The organism is Acidobacteriota bacterium, assembly GCA_039028635.1.
Taxonomy (GTDB): domain Bacteria; phylum Acidobacteriota; class Thermoanaerobaculia; order Multivoradales; family JBCCEF01; genus JBCCEF01.
In genome coordinates, this window is sequence record JBCCHV010000062.1 from 1 (window position 1) to 21,144 (window position 21,144).

19 protein-coding genes are annotated in these 21,144 nt (G+C 67.8%); 9 read left to right on the forward strand and 10 right to left on the reverse strand.

The window, feature by feature from the left end:
- Positions 1-680: 680 nt before the first annotated feature.
- Positions 681-1,307, reverse strand: coding sequence for a hypothetical protein (locus AAF604_20450; GenBank protein ID MEM7052051.1), 627 nt, complete (start codon positions 1,305-1,307; stop codon positions 681-683).
- Positions 1,308-1,537: 230 nt separating this feature from the next.
- Between AAF604_20450 and AAF604_20455 the strand changes: the two genes are divergently transcribed.
- Complete coding sequence (locus tag AAF604_20455) at positions 1,538-2,788, forward strand: hypothetical protein (GenBank protein MEM7052052.1); 1,251 nt, start codon at positions 1,538-1,540, stop codon at positions 2,786-2,788.
- Positions 2,789-2,814: 26 nt separating this feature from the next.
- Here AAF604_20455 and AAF604_20460 read toward each other — a convergent pair whose 3' ends face one another.
- Entirely contained in the window at positions 2,815-4,062 is a 1,248-nt protein-coding gene (locus AAF604_20460; protein ID MEM7052053.1) for a threonine/serine exporter family protein, read from the reverse strand.
- A gap of 57 nt (positions 4,063-4,119) precedes the next feature.
- Positions 4,120-5,361, reverse strand: coding sequence for an aminotransferase class I/II-fold pyridoxal phosphate-dependent enzyme (locus tag AAF604_20465; protein MEM7052054.1), 1,242 nt, complete (start codon positions 5,359-5,361; stop codon positions 4,120-4,122).
- A gap of 70 nt (positions 5,362-5,431) precedes the next feature.
- Between AAF604_20465 and AAF604_20470 the strand changes: the two genes are divergently transcribed.
- The 3 genes from AAF604_20470 (at position 5,432) to AAF604_20480 (ending at position 7,796) form a co-directional block, all read left to right on the forward strand.
- Entirely contained in the window at positions 5,432-5,914 is a 483-nt protein-coding gene (locus tag AAF604_20470) for an Lrp/AsnC family transcriptional regulator (GenBank protein MEM7052055.1), read from the forward strand.
- A gap of 119 nt (positions 5,915-6,033) precedes the next feature.
- Entirely contained in the window at positions 6,034-6,423 is a 390-nt protein-coding gene (locus AAF604_20475) for a hypothetical protein (GenBank protein ID MEM7052056.1), read from the forward strand.
- Positions 6,423-7,796, forward strand: a complete 1,374-nt coding sequence (locus AAF604_20480) for a hypothetical protein (protein MEM7052057.1) — start codon at positions 6,423-6,425, stop codon at positions 7,794-7,796. Before AAF604_20475 ends, AAF604_20480 begins: the two co-directional genes overlap by 1 nt.
- A gap of 15 nt (positions 7,797-7,811) precedes the next feature.
- Here AAF604_20480 and AAF604_20485 read toward each other — a convergent pair whose 3' ends face one another.
- Positions 7,812-8,408, reverse strand: coding sequence for an HDIG domain-containing metalloprotein (locus AAF604_20485; protein MEM7052058.1), 597 nt, complete (start codon positions 8,406-8,408; stop codon positions 7,812-7,814).
- Positions 8,409-8,537: 129 nt separating this feature from the next.
- On the opposite strand from AAF604_20485, the gene AAF604_20490 reads away from it, so the two are divergent.
- Positions 8,538-10,058: a dipeptidase gene (locus tag AAF604_20490; GenBank protein MEM7052059.1), complete on the forward strand. Its 1,521-nt coding sequence runs from the start codon at positions 8,538-8,540 to the stop codon at positions 10,056-10,058.
- 2 nt (positions 10,059-10,060) lie between these two features.
- On the opposite strand, the gene AAF604_20495 is transcribed toward AAF604_20490, so the two are convergent.
- The 4 genes from AAF604_20495 to AAF604_20510 form a co-directional block, all read right to left on the reverse strand.
- Positions 10,061-11,125: a succinylglutamate desuccinylase/aspartoacylase family protein gene (locus AAF604_20495; protein MEM7052060.1), complete on the reverse strand. Its 1,065-nt coding sequence runs from the start codon at positions 11,123-11,125 to the stop codon at positions 10,061-10,063.
- Positions 11,122-12,321: a RimK family alpha-L-glutamate ligase gene (locus tag AAF604_20500; GenBank protein MEM7052061.1), complete on the reverse strand. Its 1,200-nt coding sequence runs from the start codon at positions 12,319-12,321 to the stop codon at positions 11,122-11,124. Before AAF604_20500 ends, AAF604_20495 begins: the two co-directional genes overlap by 4 nt.
- A gap of 243 nt (positions 12,322-12,564) precedes the next feature.
- Positions 12,565-12,840, reverse strand: a complete 276-nt coding sequence (locus tag AAF604_20505; protein ID MEM7052062.1) for a hypothetical protein — start codon at positions 12,838-12,840, stop codon at positions 12,565-12,567.
- Positions 12,841-13,388: 548 nt separating this feature from the next.
- A complete protein-coding gene (locus tag AAF604_20510) occupies positions 13,389-14,654 on the reverse strand; it encodes a pyridoxal phosphate-dependent aminotransferase (protein MEM7052063.1) in 1,266 nt (421 codons plus the stop codon).
- On the opposite strand from AAF604_20510, the gene AAF604_20515 reads away from it, so the two are divergent.
- Complete coding sequence (locus AAF604_20515; GenBank protein ID MEM7052064.1) at positions 14,653-15,510, forward strand: hypothetical protein; 858 nt, start codon at positions 14,653-14,655, stop codon at positions 15,508-15,510. The two genes, AAF604_20510 and AAF604_20515, sit on opposite strands and share 2 nt — an antisense overlap.
- A gap of 4 nt (positions 15,511-15,514) precedes the next feature.
- On the opposite strand, the gene AAF604_20520 is transcribed toward AAF604_20515, so the two are convergent.
- Positions 15,515-16,369: a CAP domain-containing protein gene (locus tag AAF604_20520; protein ID MEM7052065.1), complete on the reverse strand. Its 855-nt coding sequence runs from the start codon at positions 16,367-16,369 to the stop codon at positions 15,515-15,517.
- A 42-nt stretch (positions 16,370-16,411) separates the two neighbouring features.
- Here AAF604_20520 and AAF604_20525 point away from each other — a divergent pair, with 42 nt between their 5' ends.
- Positions 16,412-17,047 carry a TrmH family RNA methyltransferase gene (locus AAF604_20525; protein MEM7052066.1) on the forward strand — a complete coding sequence of 212 codons (636 nt, stop codon included), beginning with the start codon at positions 16,412-16,414 and terminating at the stop codon, positions 17,045-17,047.
- Between the two features lie 14 nt (positions 17,048-17,061).
- Here AAF604_20525 and AAF604_20530 read toward each other — a convergent pair whose 3' ends face one another.
- Positions 17,062-18,039, reverse strand: coding sequence for a YHYH protein (locus tag AAF604_20530; protein MEM7052067.1), 978 nt, complete (start codon positions 18,037-18,039; stop codon positions 17,062-17,064).
- Positions 18,040-18,367: 328 nt separating this feature from the next.
- Here AAF604_20530 and AAF604_20535 point away from each other — a divergent pair, with 328 nt between their 5' ends.
- Together AAF604_20535 and AAF604_20540 are read left to right on the forward strand one after the other, a co-directional pair.
- Positions 18,368-19,768, forward strand: coding sequence for a HAMP domain-containing sensor histidine kinase (locus AAF604_20535; GenBank protein ID MEM7052068.1), 1,401 nt, complete (start codon positions 18,368-18,370; stop codon positions 19,766-19,768).
- Entirely contained in the window at positions 19,753-21,087 is a 1,335-nt protein-coding gene (locus AAF604_20540; protein MEM7052069.1) for a sigma-54 dependent transcriptional regulator, read from the forward strand. The genes AAF604_20535 and AAF604_20540 overlap by 16 nt, the downstream gene beginning before the upstream one ends.
- Positions 21,088-21,144: the final 57 nt, after the last annotated feature.

The window sequence follows — 21,144 nt, forward strand, 5'->3', positions numbered from 1 at the left end:
CCCCCGCTGCTAGCTGTTTTGTCCGAGCGGGGCTACGCGCCCAACTCCGGCTCAAGATGGGCGTGTCTTGAGCCTCCTCTCCCGTCGCGGCAGCTGCCCCGCCGCCGGGCCCTCTTGGGCCCGGTCGCAGGTTGCCGACGAGTTTTTCAGCAACCTGCTAGCAGGCTGCTGAAAAAGTCCGCTTCGCGACTTTTCCAGCGCTGCTAGCTGTTTTTTCCGAGAGGGGCTACGCGCCCCTCTCCGGCTCAAGAAGCGCGGTTCTTGAGCCTCCTCTCCCGTCGCGGCAGCTGCCCCGCCGCCGGGCCCTCTCGGGCCCGGACGCAGGGTGCCGATGAGTTTTTCAGCAACCTGCTAGCTGCTGGTTTCAGGGGCGCCCGGCCCGAAAAGTGTGATTCTCGGCGACCCGCGCAGGGGCTCGCCCCGTCTCACGGCTTCACTGCCGGGCTCGGGAGCGGGTTACCGATGAGTTCTCAGCAGCCTGCTGTTCGGTCCAGAGGGGCGGTGAGGCTGCTCCGCGGTGGGTCCACGACGAACGGGGGCCGGGTACCCGGCCCCCGTCGGAGCGACGATCTGGCTCCGAGCTCCGAGCTTCAGCCGGCGCTCTTCACCCAGGTATCGGAGGCTCCGTGGGTATAGATGATGATCATTTCTTCCCCGCTCACGGCGAGGGATTCGACGCTTCAACAGGAGTCCGCTGTTTCGTGCGACGGAACGGGGTCGCCGGCATCGGTGGTCGGCAGCTCGATGAGATCCCCGAAATTGACCTTGTTCAGGAGCTTGGCGTCAGGATCGGTGGCGACCCGCTTGACCCCCTTCTTGCTGAACTGGTAGCTGCTCTTGACGCGAGCGTTCAGACCCTCGAGGTAGGGCGCGTAGTTGCCCTTGATCCGGGTCACCGCCTCGACACCGACGATGAAGAAGGTGTCGCCCTGCTTCTCGATGGTCAGCATCCAGGTGCCGTTGGACTCGATCTTGAAAGGCCGTCCCCGCGCCTCCGCAGGGCCGCAGTTGGAGCACTTGGGATCGAGCACGCCCGATTCGTGGGCGCTGATGGTTCCCAGAGCGGTGGCTCCGAGCAATTCCGAAAAAAACGGTTGCAGGCTGATGGTGGTGGTTCCCTGCAGCGGCTGACGATGGGGTGAGCCATCGGGGTTGAGGCGCTCCGCCAAGGTCCAGGTGCCGTTGAAGGTGGCGATCGCCTGCTGCATGAAATCGGCTTCGTTGGTTTGCGCGCCGGCTGTCCCCGGCCAGACCGCGGCCAGGACGAAGGACAGCACGAGCAGCCCAATGCGGGTATTTCCTCGCATAGCTCCTCCTCGGGAGACGAGATGGGCGGACCGTCCCGCGGCGGAAGGAAGGCCCTCGAAACTGGATTGAGACGCCACTGTTTGTCTCATATCCGGCGCTCCCTCGCTTCTCCTAGCTTGCAAACCTTGGGCACGACTTCCGGGGTTCGGCAATCTCGGAGAAGCCCTTCCTCGCCCCCCTCGCCGACGATCGGACGGAACGTCCCTCTTCGAGAAACGGAAAGTCCATCATGGAATCCACGATCGCTGCGACCCGCACCGCCCTCGACCTCGCCGACCTCGACGCCCGCGGCCGAGAGGTCTTTCATCAGGCCCTCGAGAGGGGCATCGTCCAGGAGCACCACCTGCGCCGGACCTTCGAGAGCCTGGCTGCCGCCCGTTCCCTGCCGGAGCCCTTCGACCACAAGACGGCGGTCCACTTCGCCAACTGGCTGGAGATCATCAATCAGCCTTTCTTCAAGCCGATCATCACGGCGCGGGGCCGCCTCGACACCCTGATCCGGATTCTCGCCGCCAACCCCTGGCACGATCTCTCCGGCGCCGATCTCGAGATCGGCGATCTCGGCACCGGGCAGCCGCCCTACACCACCGTCGACCTCGCCGAGCACTTCGGCCACGGCCGCGTCGACGGCTTCGACCTCTACGAGCCCGAGTGGCTGATCGTGCGACCCAACGGCGACTACGCGCTGTTCGACGAGCACGAGAACATCATGTCGGTCTACTGTCCGGACGTGAAGATCCTCCACGACATGGTGTCGCGCTGGGGTGAGACGGAGCAGGAGTTTCGCTCCATCCTGCACCGCGCCCAGGCGCAGAGTGCCGCCGACGGCGACGGCACCTTCACCTTCGAGGGCGGCGAGCAGGTGACTCGCCATCCCACCGAGCGGCTGCGTCAGAGCTGCAGCAACCAGCGCCTGACCTTCCACATCAACCCGCAGGGCGGCTTCGAGCTGCCGCTGGCCGATGCCGGCCTCGATGTGCTGTGGAGCTTCAACTGCCTGCTCCACTACCCGCTCGAAGAGCGCATGGTGGCGCTGCGCTCCCTGGGACGCAAGGTGCGCCCGGACGGTCTGATCTTCGAGGGCTACACCAGCCCGACCGGCGGCCATGCGGTCTACACCGCCTGGCAGCGCCAGGGAGACGCCTTGGAGATGCGGGAGTTCGGATTCTCGGTGCCCAACTATCGCTATCCCCTGTGGCCGCTGCACGAGCGCGACCCGCAGGTGGAAGCGATGAACGGCGTCATCGCCCGGGCCAAGGACGACCCGACCCTGGGGCCGGCATTGCGCAGCGACCTCGACACCTTCGGCGCCGTCACCCGCGGCAACCTGCCGTCGCTGGTCGAGTTCTACGGCGCCCAGGGCCTGCCCTGCCGTCTGCGTGAAGAGAGCTACCTGGCCTTCGAGCCCCTACCCGGCGCGGCGCGCATCGAACTCGCCGCCGGTTCGCCGGTGCCGGCGAACTATTTTCACGAGGGCTGAGGGCCTCCGGCCGGCGCTCCCTGGCTTCAGAGAGTCCGCTTCGGCGGTAGCAGGGCGTTGGCGAGCAACAGACCGGTGACCAGGGCGGTCGCCACCAGCAGCATCGAAAAGGCCGTTTGCACTCCGATGACGGTGTCCTCCTCGAGCAGCATCGCCAGGCTGCGGAAGCCGACGCTGCCGGGCACCAGCAGCATCAAGCCGGGGACCTGAGTGACCGCCGCCGGCCGGCGCAGGAAACGGGCGAAGAGGTTGCTCGCCAGCCCCACCGCCAGCGCCGCCTGCAGGGCGCCGAGCTCGGGACCGAGCAGGCGCACCCCTTCGCGGCCGCTGTAGAGAGCCAGGGCACCGGCGAGAAAAATCCACACATAGTCCCGCGGCCGGGCTCGGAAGAGGACCATCAGTCCCCAGGCCGACACCGCCAGGGCGAAGAGGTCGGCGCCCCAGGGCAAGACCACCGGCGGCACCTCCGGCAGCGGCCCGAGGAGCAGCTCCATGGCGCGACGCCCGAGGGCAACGCCGAAGGCGATGGTGACGAAGACCACCACGGTGCCGGCGAGGCGCGAGCTGCCGGCCACCAGATTGCCGGTGGCGAGCTCTCGCATGGCCACCGTCAAGGTGAGCCCGGGAATCAACACGATGAGACCGGCCAGCATGACCACGAAGGCCGACAGGCTGCCGGTGAGCACCGCGGCGACGGCGGCGAGGGCCGCCGCCAGGGCCGCCGCCAGAGGCTCGTAGAGGCGCCCCAGGGAGGCCGATCGCTCACTGAGATTGGCCAGCAGGCCGAGCACCAGGCCGACCCCCGTCGCCACCGCCATCTCGCCCCAACCACCGCCGAAGAATCGCGCCGCCGAGCCCGAGGCGGCGGCGTAGCCCAGGGCGGTGACCAGGCCACCGTAGCGCCGCGGCCGCTCGACGATACGCCGCAACCGTGAAGACAGCTCCGCGATCGGCACCCGTCCCGCCAGCACGCCGTCGAGGAGCTCGTCGAGGAGCGACAGCTTCTCCAGATTGACCCGCCCCGGCTCGAGGCGCTCGAGCACCAGCCGCTGCTCCGGACCGGAGCCGAAGGCGGCGTAGACGGAGGTCGGCGTGGCGAAGAACTGCGCCTCGATCCCGAGGCGCTGTGCAATTCGCTCGAGGGCCCCCTCGAGAATGTGGGCCGGGCTGCCGTAGACGTGCAGCGCCCGCGCCAGCCGCATGACGAACTCCATGCCGCGGCGATCGCCACGGGGCAGCTTGTGGGTCGGGACCGGCGGTTGGCGGCGGCGCATGGCCGCGAAGGCTATCTCGCGTCGGCCCGAGAAGCCAGCCTTCGCGACCCCTCCGCCCTACGCCACGCGATCGGTAGCCGAGCGGCCGGCGGCGAGCCCTACTTCAAGGTCTCGCCACAGGTCTTCCGGCGACTCCAAGCCGACGGAGACGCGCAGCATCGCCGGCAGGATGCCGGCCCGACGCCGCGCTTCTTCCGCCACGACGCGATGGGTCAAAGCCGCCGGGTGCTGAATCAAGGTGTCCGTCGAGCCCAGGCTGACCGCCGGCGTCATCAGCTCGAGATCGGACATCAGGCGGGCCGCCGCCGCAAAGCCTCCGCGCGGGGCGAACGAGAAGATCGCCCCCGGGCCGGCCATCTGCCGTCCCACCAGAGCCGCGGGATCACCACCCGGCAAACCCGGATACCAGACCCGCTCCACCGCCGGATGGGCCGCCAGGCGCTCGGCCAAGAGCTGCGCTCCCTGCTGCGCGGCCCGCACTCGCAAGGGCAGCGTCTGCAGCCCACGATGGAGCAGATAGGCGGCCAGCGGATGCAGCACGCCGCCGGTGACCAGACGAACCTGGCGCAGCGCGGCGGCCCCGGCATCGTCCGTCGCCACCGCGCCGGCGAGCACGTCGCCATGGCCGCCGAGAAACTTGGTGGCGCTGTGCAGAACCCAGCGGGCTCCCAGCTCGAGAGGGCGCTGCAACACCGGTGTGGCGAAGGTCGAATCCACCAGCACCGGCACCTCGCCGGCCTGGCGCACCACCGCGGCGATGTCGATCAGCTCGAGGGTGGGATTGGCGGGGGTCTCGATCAGGACCAACGCGGTCTCCGGGCGCAGCGCCTCGGCCACCTGATCGGGCTCCGCCCAGGTGACCTCGAGGCCGAGCATCCCGCTGCTCAGCAGGTGATCACTGCCGCCATAGAGCGGTCGACAGGCCACCACATGACGCCGATCACCGCCGCCGTCGCCACCGGTCACGGACATCAGGCAGGCCGTCAGAGCCGCCATGCCGGAAGCGAAGGCCACCGCCGCCTCGGCGCCTTCCAATCTCGCCAGGGCGTCTTCGAAGCGCGCCACGGTGGGATTGTGGAGTCGCGAGTAGACGGAGCTACCGCAGGGTCCGCCGCCGGCGACCAAAGAGTCGAGGCTGGCGGTTCCGGAGGCGAGGTCCGCCACCGGGTAGGTCGAGGACAGGTCGAGGGGCGGGGCATGCACCCCGAGCGCAGCGAAGTCGCTGCGACCGGCGTGGACGGCTTCGGTCGCGAGGCTCCAGGCGGAACGAGACGAGGGGAAGCGCTTTTTCTCTCTCATGGCACCTCCAAGATAGAATGTAGTTCGACCTAGAAGATGATCCAACGAATTTAATTCGATATTCGATACCATGCACAGTCTCGACAGAATCGACTTCGAGCTTCTCGCCGCCTTGCAGAAGAATGCACGGATGACCAACAAGGAGCTGGCCGCGCGGGTCGGGCTGGCGCCGTCGACCTGTCTCGAGCGCGTCCGCCGCCTACAGCGGGAGGGTGCCCTGCGGGGATTCCACGCCGAGGTCTCGCCGCAAGCCCTCGGGATCGGACTGCAGGCGATGATCGCGGTCCGCCTGCAGCGCCACTCACGGGATCTGGTGGGCAGCTTCCGGCGCCACGCCCTCGCCCTGGCGGAGGTCGTCGCCGTCTACCACCTCACCGGCGCCAACGACTTCCTGGTCCACGTCGCGGTGCGCGACCCGGACCACCTGCGGGACCTCGCCCTCGACGCCTTCACCACCCGCTCGGAAGTCGCCCACATCGAGACGGCACTGATCTTCGAGCATCAGCGCAGCTCCACCCTGCCGCGGCTCGCCGAGCCAATGTCCTGGGATTGAGCCCAGGTGCCGCGCCAGCCCTCGGCGGGCGCCAGCGCAGAAAACTCGCCGGCACGGTCCGTCGTCCTCAGTGGATTCAGTCGTATTTCAGGAACCACTATGAGGAAGGAGTACGTACGATGCCCGAGGCCAGCCACCGCTTCGAAGAGTGTCGGGACCTCCCCGACGGCTCCCGTTTCGAGATCTGGGTCACCGGCCCAGACGGCGCATTCCGCGCCAACGCCCAGATTCTCCACGGCGATCACGACCACGGCGACCAGCGCCTGCGCCACGAGCGCATCTATCGGCCCGATGGCAGCGACCGCCAGGGCGCGGTCGAGCTCGAGGCACCGTGCAACTTCATCGCCGAAGTGCGTTTTCGCTTCGAGCAAGATGCCACCGCCGTCCTCCACACCCAGACCATCCTCCCCGGCGGCGCGAGGCGCTGCGAGTACACCTGGACCATCGAGGGCAGTGCCGGCGACCGCTTCCTGCGCGGCATGTTCTTGTTCACCGAGGACGAAGTCTGATGGCGCGGGTTCTGACCTCCTTCGTCTTGGCGATGGGCTGCGTCATGCCGCTGGCGGCAGAGGATGGCACCGACTACCCCTGCTCCCCCGACGTCTCCTATCTCGGCTGTCTCGACCAGCAGCTCGCCGCCCTGGAGAAAGAGCTCAATGGCGCCGAGCAGGCTCTCAAGAACGACAACGACGAAGAAAACGCCGACCTACCCACCGGCTTGGGCGACGCCAGCTCGCTGCGATCGTTCCTGCCGCGGTTCCTCGCCGATCTCGGCTTCGAAAACATTGATGATTCGATGGGTGGCCTGTCCTTTGCCTACAACTTCGGTGAAACGTCACCGTTTTCGTTCAGCGGGAACCTGCGGGAAGGAGAGGTCTGGGGACCGCTCGCCATGACTCTGCCGGAGGACGGACGAGACGATCTCGTCGCGGCTCTGGCGAAGGACATCGGTGACTTCGACGACGCACGATTCGAGCTGACCTACAACTTCGTGAGCCAGAAGAAGGGCAAGGTCGGACGCTTCGAAAGTGCCCTCGAGAAGCGTCGCAAAGACACTCTCGACGGGATCTTCGACCGAGTCATCGAGGGAACCTTGGAGGAGGTCGGCACGAAGCGCCGAAACTTCGCCAGCTTGTTCACAGGTGACCTTTCCATGAGACTCACACCCGAGGACATCCCTGAGCGGGCCGACGAATTCAATGCAGCCTTCGTTGCCATGGTCCAAGAGCTCGATACCACCGAGCGGCTGATCGCCACAACCCTCGGAAAGGCCGAGGACATGCTGAGCAACCAGCCGCAGCGCTACTTGTCGGCGAGCTACGACCTGCGGGCCGATGGCGCCGGCCCTTCCGCCTGGGGTCTCCAGCTCAACTGGGAGATCGGCCTCGCCAATCTCAATTCTCTGGAGCGGGCCTGCGGATCATCGATCGAGAGCGCTGACTGCCTCGACTTCCTGAAACGGCCGGATCGGGTCGAGCGCGGCCACCGCTTCAAGCTCACTGCCTCGTACGAGGACATCGAGGAATTCCGTTTCGTCGACGATGAGCGCGAAATCGACTTCTCGAGTCCAGCCGCTGAGAAACTAACGGCGGCCCTTACTTATGGTTGCAAGCTGCTCCTATCGAACAATGCCGAATGGCAACCCCGCTTCGATCTCGAGGGGCGCTACGAAGACATCTCGGACAATCCCGAGATCAATGATCGCTGGGTGGTGACCGCCACCCTTCGTCAAAAACTCTCTGCCGAGTGGACAGCCAAAGCCAGCATCGTCTGGGCAAGCGACCCGGAGTTTCGCGGCGAAGTCGATGAGGAGTTCAGCGCCCGCGCCGGCATCAGCTTCGAGATCGACCGCCCCGGCGACGGCACCGGAAAGAGCAAGTAAAAGGGCTGAACGCCCTCAGCCCGCCGCATCCCGGCCGTCGAGCGCGAGCAGCTCGGCGGCCCCCTGCATCGCCGTCAGCACATTGCCGACGTGCTCCCAGAGCTCGAGCTTGCCGTCGAAGCAGGCGGAGCTGAAGTCCTCCGTCGCCTGACGCACGTGCTCGCGGTCGACGCCGGCGGCGAAGCTCTTTTCCTTCCAGGACTTCTTCACCGACTTGACCTTGAGCTGGCGAACGTCCTTGTGGGGCCGCACCAGAACCGCGGCGATGATCAAACCGGTGATCTCGTCGCTCGCCAAGAGGGCGAAATCCATCGCTTTCTGGCGCTCAACGCCAGTGCCCTCGGTGTTGTGCGAGAGGATCGCCTGCACCACCTCTTCAGGACAGCCGCGCTGGCGCAGAATCGGCGCCCCATCGGCCGGATGGCGTTCTAGAGACGGGTGGATCTCCCAGTCGAAGTCGTGCAGCAAGCCGGCCAGTCCCCAGGCTTCCGGATCGCCTCCCAGCTTCTCGGCGTAGAACCGCATTGCCGCCTCCACCGCCACCATGTGGCGCCGCAGGCCGCCGTCGGCGACGTGCTCCTGAACCGTTTCCCAGGCTTCTGATCGCTCCATGATCGCTTCCTCCCGGGCGAATCCTATCCTCCAAGGCAACCCTGGAGGCAAGTCGGCGTAGACTAGGGCGATCGGGCCGGACGACTTCCACAATCCGGCTCTCTCCCCCAATCCCTAGCGAGGACCGCGATGTCACCCAAGAGTCTCCTCATCTTCCTGCTCTGTCTCCTTGCCGCGACCCTGGTCGCTGCCGAAGTTCCCTCGGCCAGCGCCCGCAAGGCTTCCGATCACGCGCGCCAGAACTACTCCCAAGCGGTCGAGGACACGCTCGCCGAGCTGGTGACCTTCAAGACCTTCAAGACGCCGGACCAGGCCAACACCGACAATCCCGAGTTCCACGCCATGACCGAGTTCCTGGCGGCCCGGGCCAAGGCCCTCGGGCTCGAGTTCCAGGACCTCGGAGCCGCCGTCGTGATCGCCCTCGGAGAAGGCCAAGGGCCGGCCGATCGCATCGGCATCGTGACCCACGGCGACATCCAGCCGGCGGACCCGTCGAAGTGGGCCAAGAGCCCCTTCGTGCTCGACCGCGAGAGCGAGCCGGGACGCTTGATCGCCCGCGGTGCCGAGGACGACAAGGGGCCGATCGCCACCGCCCTCTATTCGCTCAAGACTCTGAAGGATCTCGAGATTCCCCTCGCCAAGCGCGTCGAGCTGGTCATCGCCTATACCGAGGAGTCCGATTGGACGCCCTTCCAGAAGCTGCTCGAGACCTGGCAGCCGCCGGCAATCAACGTCGTCATCGACTCGGCCTATCCGGTGGTGGTGGCCGAGAAGGGCTGGAGCTCGGTGCACCTGACGGCGGCGCCGCCGGAGGTCGCCGTGGCGGTCAGCGGTCCGCGCCTGCTCAGCATCGAGGGCGGCGCCTTTCTGTCGCAGATCCCGGCCGACGCCCGCGCCGTGATCGCCGATCCGGCACCCGCCCTGGTCGGCGTCCTGGGTGACCGGGCGCGCACCCGCAAAGAGGTCGAGTTCCAGCTCAAGGGTAGCGCCGGCAAGCTCGAGATCATCGCCCGCGGCAAGGCGGCCCATTCCTCGACTCCAGAGAACGGTGTCAACGCCATCACCCATCTGGCCGCCCTCCTCGGTGGCATTCCCTGGCCGGAAACTCAGGCGGCACGCACCGTCCGGCTGATCAACGATCTCGTCGGCTTGGGGAATGAAGCCGAGAACTTCGGCGACGTCGCCTACGGTGACGAGTTCATGGGTCCCCTGACCCTCTCCCTGACCACCCTCGAGCAGCGCGATGACCAGACCACCCTCGGCATCAACATCCGTCGCCCGGTGGGACGCAGCAATGAAGAAGTCGACCGCAGCGTTCGTCAGGCGGTGGCGGCCTGGAGCGAGGAGAGCTCCATCCCGGTCGCCATCGAGACCTCGATCGGTGAGCCCTACTTTCCGGAAGGCGCCCCGCAGGTGGACACCCTGCTGGCGATCTTCGAGAGCTATACCGGCCAGCAAGACCCGAAACCGCTATCGATCGGCGGCGGTACCCATGCCCGCCTGCTCCCCAATGGCGTCAACTTCGGCCCGGCGATGCCCGGCAAGGCCTACACCGGTCACACCGAGCACGAGTTCATCACCCGAGACCAGCTGCGCCTCAACCTCGAGATGTACACCGCCATGATGGTGGAGCTGGCGGCAAAGAAGTAGCCTCAAGCAGGGTCCGGAACGGTGACCGCGACCCCGGCCGAGAGATCGTCCCGCAGTCGCTCGTGCAGACTGTCGGCCTCGAGGCCGGCGAGGGATTGTCGAATCGGCGCGATGCCATCGCGGGGGTAGGCCAGGTGGCACACCGGATCGCCGGGCTTGACCGCCGGCAGGGTGGTGAGCCCCAGGACGACTCCCTCGCGAGCCGCGCTCAGGGTCCACTTCTCGCGCCCGATCAGGTCGGTCACCGCGGCCACCGGCTGGCCGGCCTCGACGACGTCGCCGGGCGCGACGTGAAAGGTCAGCAAGCCGCCGGCATCGGAGCGCAGCCAGGCGGTGCCGGTGGTCTCGGCGCGGTAGGCGGGCTCATGGCGCTGGCCCTCGACCATGCCGAGATCGATCAGCACGTTGCGCACGCCGCGCACGCCGATCTCCACCACCCCGGCCTCGATCTTCCACACCTCGCCGGCCTCCAGCGAGATGGTCGGACAGCCCTGTGCACTGGCCGCCTGGCGCAACGAGCCTTTGGGCCCCGGATGGTCGACCACCAGGGGCCAGCCGAAGGCGCGGGCGAGCCGGCGCACTTCCTCCTGACCGAGGTCGGCGCGCACGTTCGGGAAGTTGGTGCGTCGCACCGCCGCGGTGTGGAAGTCGAGGGCGTAGTCGCTCTTCGTCACCAGCTGGTCGAAGATGCGGCGCGCCAGCCGCCGCGCCAGGCTGCCGGACTTCGATCCCGGAAAGCTGCGGTTGAGATCGCGCCGGTCCGGCAAGTAGCGGGACAGGCGCTCGAAGCCGAGGATATTGACCACCGGCACCAGGATCAGGCTTCCGGCCTCGAGCTCGAAGGGCGGATCGATCAGCAATCGCCGCACCACGCCGGTACCGTTGAGCTCGTCACCGTGAATCGCCGCCAGCACCAGCACCGTCGGCCCCGGCCGCTCGGCGCGCTCGACCCGCAGCGGCACCCGGACATCGCCGCCGCTGTAGCTCTCGCTCACCGGCAACTCGATCTCACGGCGCTCGCCGAGGGCGACCTTTTCGCCGGCGATCACCAGGGGTCGGCGCTTCACTCGAGCTCCTCCTCATGGTCCATCGGCGGCAGGTCGGCGAGCGGTTGCAGCGGCCCGGGAGCCGCCTGCGGCAGGATTGCCCGAATCGACTCGAGACGGCCGAAGCAGAGAATGCGATCTCCGGCGGCCACCGCCAAGTCGTCCGCCGGGTTAGCCAGCAGGCGCTTGCCACGCTGGACGGTGAGGGCCGTCACCTCGGCACCGCGCAAGCCGATGTCGCCGAGGGTCTGCCCCACCAAGGGCGAGGTTTCCGCCACCGGCAGCTCGGCCACGCCGTAGCCGGGGCTTCCGGTCAGCCGCTGGCGAATATCGAGATCCGGGAACTGCACCTGATCGCTGACGTACTCGAGGATGGCGCCGGCGACGTCGATCCGCGAGGTCACCTCGATGCCCTGGAGGCCGGGAGACGAGTTGACCTCGGCGACCTGCGGTCCGTCGGCGCTCTCCAGCATGTCGACGCCGGCAACCCGCAGGCCGAGGATCTGAGCAGCGCGCACGGCGGTCTCGGCGTACTCCTCGTCGAGATCGATGGCGACGGCACTGCCGCCGCGGTGCAGGTTGGACCGAAACTCGCTGCCGGCGGCATAGCGGCGCATCGCCGCCACCACCCGGTCCCCCACCACCAGAGCGCGCACGTCGCGCCCGCGACTCTCGGCGACGAACTTCTGGATCAGGACTTTCTGATCGTTGCTCTGCAGCGTCTCGATGATCGCCCGGGCGACCTCCAGAGTCTCGGCCAGGATCACCCCCACCCCCTGAGTGCCTTCGAGCAGCTTGATCACCACCGGTGCGCCACCCAGGCGCTCGATGGCCGGCAGGATGTCGCGCCCGCGGTGAACGAACTCGGTGCGCGGAATTCCGATCTGATGACGGCTCAGGATCTGATGAGAGCGCAGCTTGTCGCGCGAGCGCGAGATGCCGAGGGAGGGATTGGCGGTGTAGACCCCCATCTGCTCGAGCTGCCGCACCACCGCCGTGCCGACGAAGGTGACGGAGGCTCCGATGCGCGGAATGACGGCATCGAGATCCCCCAAGGAGTCGCCGCGCAGCAGCAGGTCCGGCTTGCCCTCGGCAAGCGAGATGGACAGCTTGAGGACATCGAGTAGTTGCACCTCGTGGCGGCGCGCCCGCGCCGCCTGCACCAAGCGCCGAGTGCTGTAGCAGTGGGGATTGCGGGTCAGGATGCCGAGCTTCATGGACCGACCGCCGTCGTCACTGCCGCCGCGAGGGTTCGGGAAAAGGAAGCGAGCCGCGGCGAGAGGACGTTCACGACGGCAAATTATCATCCTCCGCAAACCTCGCCGGCAACGGCGAAACGCCCCGGAGAGCCAGGGGGACCCAGGCCCTCCGGGGCCCCTGCGCTGCGAGCTTGCACCCGGTGCCGACGACGACACGCCATCGCGGCCACTCTGGAACCCGCAGCGCAGGGTCGAATCAGGTCAGTCGCAGTGGCACTCGCGCCCCAGGCAGCAGCCATTGGCGCCGCACTCGAAGTCCTCTTCGCAGGGAATGCCCTCGATGCACATGAAGCTGGTCGAGTCGCCGACGCCGCTGGCGACCGCTTCGAGGTCGGCGAACAGGGCCTCGAGGTCGACCACCTCGTCGACTTCGACGGACTCCTTCGCGACCGTGGGAGCAACCTCGCCGGCGGTGAGGGACAACGCGATGCCAGCGGCGAGAATCACGGCAAGCAGGACGATCAGGGTGTTCTTCACGGGCTTCTCCTCGCACTGATGTGAAGCCGTCCGAAGGACGGCCGGGGGCTCCGACCACCGGAGCCATTCAAGGCCTTTCGAAGCAGCGCTTCTTCACGGACCTTGCAATGCGCAAGTCCAACCAGCCGGTGAAAAGGTTTAGCCAGCTCTGCTGTTTATTTCAGGGGGGCTAAAAGGCGCCCCCCTCAGGCCTACGCGGCCCGACTTCGCGCATGTCGCGCGCCTTCACCCCAATCCCGGGCGGCCCCGTCCTCGGCGCCGAAGGCGCCGCCTCGCCCGATGGGCTCGGGGTCCCACGCGGGCAGGAAGTCCTCGAACCTGAACTTCTTCAGCGCCTGCTGTCAATTTCAGGGGCACCCGGCCAGGGGGGCTGATTGGCGCCCTCCTCAGGCCTACGCGGCCCGGCTTCGCGCATGTCGCGCGCCTTCACCCCAATCCAGGGCGGCCCCGTCCTCGGCGCCGAAGGCGCCGCCTCGCCCGCTGGGCTCGGGGTCCCACGTGGGCAGAAAGTCCTCGAACCTGAACTTCTTCAGCAGTCTGCTAGCGCTCTAGGAGGCGTCGCGGATCATCGCCTCGAGGCGGTCGAGGCCGCGCTCGACCTCTTCCCTTGGCGGCCCGAAGGAAAGGCGCACGTGGCGCCGAAAACGCGACAGGCGCTGAGAGCGACGGCGCCCGGGGTTGATATCGAAGAAGACCCCGGGGACGCAGATCACCTGCCGCTCGAGGGCGGCTCGAAAGAAAGCCAGGCCATCGCGCAGCGGCTCCGGCAGGGCGTCGAGGGACACGAAGGCGTAGAACGTACCGTCGGGCTCACGATCGACTCCCATGCCCATCTCGCGCACTCGGCGCAGCATCAGCTCGCGCTTGGGGAGGAAGGTTCGGCGAATCGCTTCGGTCTCTGCCAGCACCGCTCGCGGTGAGAGCAGCTCGGCGGCGGCGCGCTGCAATGGGCACGAGCCGCCGCCATCGAGAAAGGAGCCGGCGCTCTCCATCGCCTCGACCACCCGCCGCGGCGCCAGGGCCCAGGTCACCCGCCAGCCCGGATAGCGCCAGTTCTTGGTCAAGCCATCGAAGATCACCACCGGATCGCGATCGACATCCTCGACGTAGCGCGCCGCGCTCACCACCGGCAGCGGCTCCTCGCCATCGGCGCGCCAAACGAAGTGGGAGTAGAACTCGTCGCACAGCAGCGTGCAGTCGAGCTCACGGCAGATTTCCAGCCAGCGGTCGAGATCGGGACCGCTGACCAGCTTGCCCATCGGGTTCGAGGGATTCGACATCAGCAATGCCGACAACCCTCGTCCCGAAACTTCCCGCCGCAGGTCCGAGGCGCTGAACTCGTAGGCCCGCTCGCGCCCGAGGAGGATCGGGATCGCGGTCACCCGGCGAAAGATGTCCAGCAGCTCTTCGTAGGCCGTGTAGTCGGGCAGGAAATGTCCCAGATTGACCCTTCCCAGGGCCGCCACGGCGCGCGTCAAGGAGGCCCTGCCACCGCCCGAGATGGCGACGTTCTCGGCACTGTATTGCGACGCCATGCCGCGCCGGTAGAGCCGGTTGTAGAGCTCCGCCACCGCCTGCCGCAGCTCCCACAGACCCGGTACGGGAGCGTAGTCGCGATCGCGCGGATCGATCGCCACCGCCTCGACGCGCTCGGGGGCACCCTCCAGATGGCCGGTTTCGGGCTGCCCCTGGCCGAGATTGCTCCAGCTCGGATCGCCGGCCCGGAAGCCGCGCTCCTGGGCCTGGTGAGTGACGTAGATCACTCCCGTGCGGGGGACCGGTCGAAAGGCGGGATGGGGCGTTTCGCCGTTCATGGCCGGGGAGCGTAACACCGCCAGTCATGCCATGGGCGCCCCAACGCGGGGCACGGCGACGGGGCCGCAGCCACCGACGCCGCTGGGTTACCATCCCCCCATCGTGAAGTCTTCACCGCGCCGCCATCGCAGTTCCTGGCCCTGGGCCGTCGCCAGCATGGTGATCGTCGCCCTGCTGGTGGGTGGGGCCCTCTACCTCTACCGCACCACCCTCAGCTTGCCCGGCAAAGCGCTGGAGGCCGGCCGCGAGGTGCTCGGCGAGCTGCGCTCCGTGGCGGCCGCCTTCCGGCAGGGCTCCTTCGAGACTTCCTTTCGCGGCTACACCACCTCCCTCGAAGGCACCTCCCGCCTACAGTTCGCCACCCTCAAACAGCAGGAAACCTTCGATTTGAGGGATCGCGCCGCCGTGTTCTGGGGCGAGATCGAGCTCCCGGAGATCGTCGTCGAGGCCACCGCTCCGGTGGAGTACACCTACTTCGTCGACTTCGCCGGCGAGTGGAGCTTCGAGCTCAGCGACGACACCCTGCAGGTGCTGGCGCCGCCCATCGAGCACAACGAGCCCGCCATCGACGCCAGCCGCCTCGACTACCGGGTTCGCACCTCGAGCCTGATCCGCGACGAGGCGCCCGCCCTCGAGCAGCTCAAGGCCAGCCTCGGCAATCTCGCCCGCCGCCGCGCCCGCCAGCAACTGCCGCTGGTGCGAGAGGTCGGCCGGCGAGAGCTCGAGAACTTCGTTCGCAATTGGTTGGTCGAGGCCTTCGGGGACGGCGGTGACTACGCCATCGAAGTGCGCTTCGCGGACGAGCTCAAGCCCAAGAGCCCGGTCCTCGAGCGCCTCGAAGAGCGCCGCGATTAGGGGGCTACTGGACGGTGGTCGTCCAGGCGGAGGTGTTGCCGGACTCGAAGCCGTCCTCGAACAGGCTGACGCCGCCCTCGAAGCGGATCGTGTCGCTCGCCGTGCGCACCGTCCCGGCGCCGTTGCGCAGCTCGACGAAGACCTCTTTCAGTCCGCCACCGGCGGAGAGCTGCCACGGAAGAATGGTGCTGAAGGACATCCAGTTGCCGAAAGCACCGCTCTCGTTGCGCAGCCGCATCTCCGCCGCCCAGCCGGTGCCGTAGAGGTAGAGCTCGACGTTGCGGCTGTCCGTCGACCAGGCCTCGCGGTCGATCACCACCGGGTAGACGGAAGAACGGGTGCCGAAGACCTGGGTCCAATACTCGCCAAAGGGACCGGAGATCTGGTCGGTAGCGCAATCGCCATCGAGATCCACCCGCACGTTGTTCTGATCGCCGGCCTGGAAGAAGAACCCGGTGCCGGTATCCCGCCGATTGGAAAGGATGTTGTTGCGATGGCCAGAACTCGCCATCCACCCGGCCACCACCCCCGCCACGGTGCCCTGGCCGGCGGCGAGGTTCTCGGCGATCGAGCCACCGGTGTAGCCCGCCGTCGCCGCTCGGCTACCGGCGCTCGACAGGGTGTCGAGGTCGCAGTGGCCGAAGAAGTTGCGGTTGGCCATCGCCACCGAGTGATTCTCGGCCGCCGTCGCCAGCTGGTTGTGACCCTTGAAGGGCGGCAGCTGGCCATTGATCCAGCGTTCCTGGTTGATCGCCTCGACGAGTTGCTCTTCGATGGTGGGAGCCCCCGCTCCGGCGAGTCCGGCAAAGGCGAAGGAAGAGAGGACCAAAAGGGCGGAGAGAATTTTCGAATCGGCCATAGCTCTCCGAGTATAGCGACAAAGAACCGCTATGCTGCAGCGGTGAAACAACCGTCACTGCCCGGCGACGCATCGGATCGGGACGAGGTCGGGGTCGGCCCCCACCCTCGCCCGTGGCCCGACGACGACCGCCTCGATCCCGCGTTGCTCGCCACCGGCGACCGGCGCAACGTCACCGACAACTACCGCTATTGGAAGGTGGAGGCGATCGTCGCCGATCTCGATCGTCGCCGCCACGGTTTTCACGTCGCCATCGAGAACTGGCTCCACGATCCCAACATCGGCACCGTGGTGCGCAATGCCAACGCATTCTTGGCCGAGGCCGTCCACATCATCGGACGACGGCGCTGGAATCGCCGTGGGGCGATGATGACGGAGGTCTACCAGCACGTCCTCAAGCACCCGACGCTGGAAGATTTCGCCGGCTGGTGCCGCGAACGAGATCTACCGGTGCTCGGCATCGACAACCTGCCCGGCTCGCGGCCGATCCACCAGGCGGAGATTCCGCAGCGCTGCGTCTTGCTCTTCGGCCGCGAAGGCCCCGGCCTGTCGGCCGGGGCTCGCGAGCTGGTCAGCAGCGTGTTGTCGATTCCCCAGTTCGGCTCGACCCGCTCGATCAACGCCGGCTCCGCCTCGGCGGTGGCGATGGTCGAGTGGTGCCGCCGCTGGGCCGGCTGAGGGTGTTCTCCGGATCAGCCGCGCCCGGTGCGGCGGCCTTGGTGCCCGAGCCCCCTGGCCTTGCGAAAGTCCGGCGACGGCGTGCCCCGGAAGCAGCGCGGCACCACCGGCCAGTCGGCGGTCAGGAAGTAGGCGTAGGTGCCGTCTGGAAACTCCGGCGTCACCGTCCACAGGCCGTTGCACTCGTCGAGATCGCCGGCGCCGTCCACGTATTCGTAGTCGGCCACGAAGGTGCCATCGAAGACCCCTCCCGGCTGGCCCTCGCCGGCGGGCCGCTGGCCCTGCCGCAGGCGATAGCTCGGGAGCAGCTCGCGCACTCCCGATTCCCCATCGAGGCGACCGTAGAGGGCGTAGATGGGAAAGCCGTCGGCGGCCCAGCCAACCAGCGGCGAGTGGCGGCCCGGAACGAAGTCGAGCTCATCGAGCAGCCCCGTCGGCAGGCCGTGGTAGTGGTATGCCCCGGTGGGCTGGACGTGAGCGTGATTGGCGTCGATGCCGAGGGGCACGGCGCCGGCCAGCGCTTCGTACTGCCAACCGCTGCTGCGATCACCGAGAAAGAACTCGGCGGCGCCGGGGTCGAAGGGCACGCCATTGACCGCCACACCGAAGCTCGTCGGCCCGCTCAGCGGCGTCACGTCGGCAGCCAGTCGCGGTTCCATGGGCACTCGAAAGCGATAGCTCTGGGCGCTCAGGCGATTCGGGTTGCCGGCGTTCGGAAACGTACCAACGGCATGGTCCGGCACCCCGTTGGCGCGAATCGTCCGCCAGCGCGCTCCCGAGGATTCGGAAACCTGATTGGCGGTCTTCGGCAACATCGAGGCCGGCAACAGCTCGAGACCGTTCGAGCTCGCCGCGGTGTGACGACGAAGCATGAGCTGGGCCAAGGCTGGCCAGGCCAGCGAGCTGACTGCCAGGGCGAACAGAATCCACCACACCGGCAGGGAGCGAGCAAAGAAACCGGTCACTCGTCGGGGATCTTTCATAGGAGCCATGGTGACCTCCCGGATTTCAGCGACCGTGGTTGATTCCACGATCACCCAGAGGTAGAGCAGACGCAATGCCAGCCCCCGGCCTCGTCCCCTCGTCTGACGCTCGAGGCCCCAAAAACAGCCGCCAAGCTGGCGCCTCCCGACGGCCGAACGGTGCCGCCAGACTCTCTCGCCGGCGGCCTCAGGATGCAGTTCTCGCACGCTCGCCGCTGCAGAAATCGCAGCCTCGGCGCTCCCGCGAAGGGCTACACACCGGCCTTCGGCAGCGAGCCCCGTTGGCAGGAACCTTGCTCTACTCGTCCGCGAACCCACAGTGAGAAGATGAGTCGAAGTGAAAATCCGTCAGCACTTCCAAGGCCGCTGGACCCTGCTCGCCACCACCTTCGTGATGGGAGCCGCCCTGGTGATCACCTCCTGGTCCAATCTGCGCAGCGTTCAAGAAGCCCGCGAGACCCTCGACGGCGGCGAGGCCGAGGCACTGCTGCGCTCGGCCCTCGATCTGCTCCGCAGCTCTGCCGGACCGCCCAGCAGCACGCTCCTGGAGACTTTTCTGGAGCGCAACGAGGGTCGCGGCCTGACCTACCTCGGGATCCTGCGGCCGAACGACCGCGTGGTCGCCGAAGCCGGCACCCGAATGGCAGTGGACTTCTCCCGTAGCGCGCGCAAAGTCAGCCGCCTTCGGGCACCGGAGGATGGTCGTGTGGTGCTGCGAGTCATCGCTCCGGTCGATGGCGGTCCACCGCGGCGCAACCGTTTTCCGGCGCGGCAAGAATCGTCGCCCCCTCAGCCGCCACGACGGTATAGCGCTCCCGGACCGGAGATCGACGACCGACCGACGACCCCGAGCTCGTCCTTTTCCGGCCCACCTCCCCGCGGCCGGCGCGAGCGCTCGCCGCGGCTGGTCCTCGAGTTCGTACCGGTGGTGACCGCTGGGCTGGTGGCTCGCGCCCAACGGGCGCTGGCGTCGAGCTGGCTGGCGGCCATCGCCCTGATGGCCGCAGCGCTGGTCTTCTGGCGCCTGTCCCTGCGACGGGAGGCCGAGGAGCGGCGGCGACAGCATGAGAAACGGCTCAGCACCCTGGGCGAGATGTCGGCGGTCCTGGCGCACGAGATCCGCAATCCGCTGGCCTCCCTCAAAGGCCATGCCCAGCTCCTCGCCGAGCGCCTGGCGGCCGGCAGTCGCGAGCGGGCCAAGGCCGACCGAGTGGTTCTCGAAGCTACCCGCCTGGAGTCGCTGTCAACCAATCTCTTGGCGTTCTCGAAGAGCGGCCCCCTCGAGCGACGGCCGGTCGACCCGGCCGCCCTGCTGCGGGAAGTCGCCGGCGGCCTCGACGGCGAGCGCATCGCGATCGACGCCGAGCGCAGCCCGGCGGCCTGGCCCCTCGATCCGGTGCGCTGGCGCCAGGTGGTGACCAATCTCCTGCGCAACGCCCTGCAGACCGCCGACGACGCCCCCGTGGAGGCCACCGCCGAGGTCGCCGACGGTCACCTCCGCTTGGCCGTTCGCGACCACGGCCCGGGCCTGCCGGCCGGCCAGGAGGAGCGCATCTTCGAGCCCTTTTTCACTACCCGTGCCAGCGGCACCGGACTCGGACTCGCCGTCACCCGACGCATCGTCGAGCTCCACGGTGGCACCTTGAGAGCCCACAACCACGGCGAAGGGGGAGCGGTCTTCGAAGCCCTGCTCCCCGCCGAACCGCCATCGAAAGGGAAGCCATGGGCCACATCCTGATCGCCGAAGACGAGCTCGGCCTGCGCGAGTTTCTCAGCGAGGCGCTGGAGGACGACGGGCACCGCTGTCGCCAGGCGAAGCACGGCCGGGAGGCCCTCGACCTGCTGCGCCGCCAGAGCTTCGACCTGCTGATCACCGACCTGCGGATGCCCGAGATGGACGGCATGGAGCTGTTGCGCATCGCCCGCGCCGAGCAGCCGGAGCTCGAGGTCGTGCTACTCACCGCCCACGGCTCGATCGAAACCGCCGTCGAGGCGATGCGCCTGGGGGCCTTCGACTACCTCGAGAAACCCATCGGAAGCCCCCTCGAGCTGCGCCTCCTGGCGGGCCGAGCCCTCGAGCGGCGCCAGCTCAAGACTCTCGCCACCCGGGCCGACCGCGAAGCCCCGCAACTGCCGCCTTTGAGCTATGGCGACCCCACCATGGAGCGGGTCGGCGAAGCTCTGCGCAAGGTCGCCGCGACCCGGGCGACGGTGCTGCTGACCGGCGAGAGCGGCACCGGCAAAGAGATCGCGGCTCGTTCCGTCCATCGCTGGAGCGAACGCGCCAACGAGGCCTTCGTCGCGGTCAATTGCGGGGCAATCCCGGAGCAACTGCTCGAAAGCGAGCTGTTCGGCCACGAAAAGGGCGCCTTCACCGGCGCCACCAAGGCTCGCCGGGGGCGCCTCGAGCTGGCCGCCGGAGGAACTTTCTTTCTCGACGAAATCGGCGAGATGCGGCCCGAGCTGCAGGTCAAGCTGCTCCGGGTTCTCGAGCAACGCAGCTTCCAGCGGGTCGGCGGCGAACGCGAGCTGCCGGCCGATGTGCGGTGGGTGGCGGCCACCAACCGCAACCTCGAAAGCCGCATCGCCAGCGGCGAGTTCCGTGAGGATCTCTACCATCGCCTGGCGGTCTTTCCCGTCGAGCTGCCGGCCCTGCGGCAACGCCGTCAGGACATTCTGCCGCTGGCTGAAAATCTCCTCGCTCAGATTGCCGCCCGCCTCGGTCGCGGCCGCCTCGAGCTCTCTCCGGAGGTTCGCCAACACCTCACCGGCGCCCCCTGGCCGGGCAACATTCGCGAGCTTTCCAATTCCCTCGAGCGAGCCGCCATCCTGGCCGACGGTACTCGCCTCGAGGCGGCTCATCTGTTCTGGCGCTCGCAACCGGTCGCCGCGGTCTCGCCCGACCCGAGCCCTCCGCGAACCTTGGCCGAAATCGAACGCGAGGCGATCGAGGCCGCCCTGGCGGCTCACGACGACAACCGGCGCCTGGCGGCGGAGGCCCTCGGTATCGGCCTGCGTACCCTGTACGACAAGCTCAAGCGCTACCGTCCAGGCTGAGTTCGCCGGAGCTGCGGAATCCGCAGCCATCGGCCCTGCGAGATTCGCACGGCGGCC

Bases quoted from the DNA above. Each gene is read 5' to 3' on its own strand.
- AAF604_20450 (MEM7052051.1), bottom strand. From the start codon at position 1,307: ATGCGAGGAAATACCCGCATTGGGCTGCTCGTGCTGTCCTTCGTCCTG.
- AAF604_20455 (MEM7052052.1), top strand. From the start codon at position 1,538: ATGGAATCCACGATCGCTGCGACCCGCACCGCCCTCGACCTCGCCGAC.
- AAF604_20460 (MEM7052053.1), bottom strand. From the start codon at position 4,062: ATGCGCCGCCGCCAACCGCCGGTCCCGACCCACAAGCTGCCCCGTGGC.
- AAF604_20465 (MEM7052054.1), bottom strand. From the start codon at position 5,361: ATGAGAGAGAAAAAGCGCTTCCCCTCGTCTCGTTCCGCCTGGAGCCTC.
- AAF604_20470 (MEM7052055.1), top strand. From the start codon at position 5,432: ATGCACAGTCTCGACAGAATCGACTTCGAGCTTCTCGCCGCCTTGCAG.
- AAF604_20475 (MEM7052056.1), top strand. From the start codon at position 6,034: ATGCCCGAGGCCAGCCACCGCTTCGAAGAGTGTCGGGACCTCCCCGAC.
- AAF604_20480 (MEM7052057.1), top strand. From the start codon at position 6,423: ATGGCGCGGGTTCTGACCTCCTTCGTCTTGGCGATGGGCTGCGTCATG.
- AAF604_20485 (MEM7052058.1), bottom strand. From the start codon at position 8,408: ATGGAGCGATCAGAAGCCTGGGAAACGGTTCAGGAGCACGTCGCCGAC.
- AAF604_20490 (MEM7052059.1), top strand. From the start codon at position 8,538: ATGTCACCCAAGAGTCTCCTCATCTTCCTGCTCTGTCTCCTTGCCGCG.
- AAF604_20500 (MEM7052061.1), bottom strand. From the start codon at position 12,321: ATGAAGCTCGGCATCCTGACCCGCAATCCCCACTGCTACAGCACTCGG.
- AAF604_20515 (MEM7052064.1), top strand. From the start codon at position 14,653: ATGGCCGGGGAGCGTAACACCGCCAGTCATGCCATGGGCGCCCCAACG.
- AAF604_20510 (MEM7052063.1), bottom strand. From the start codon at position 14,654: ATGAACGGCGAAACGCCCCATCCCGCCTTTCGACCGGTCCCCCGCACG.
- AAF604_20520 (MEM7052065.1), bottom strand. From the start codon at position 16,369: ATGGCCGATTCGAAAATTCTCTCCGCCCTTTTGGTCCTCTCTTCCTTC.
- AAF604_20530 (MEM7052067.1), bottom strand. From the start codon at position 18,039: ATGGCTCCTATGAAAGATCCCCGACGAGTGACCGGTTTCTTTGCTCGC.
- AAF604_20540 (MEM7052069.1), top strand. From the start codon at position 19,753: ATGGGCCACATCCTGATCGCCGAAGACGAGCTCGGCCTGCGCGAGTTT.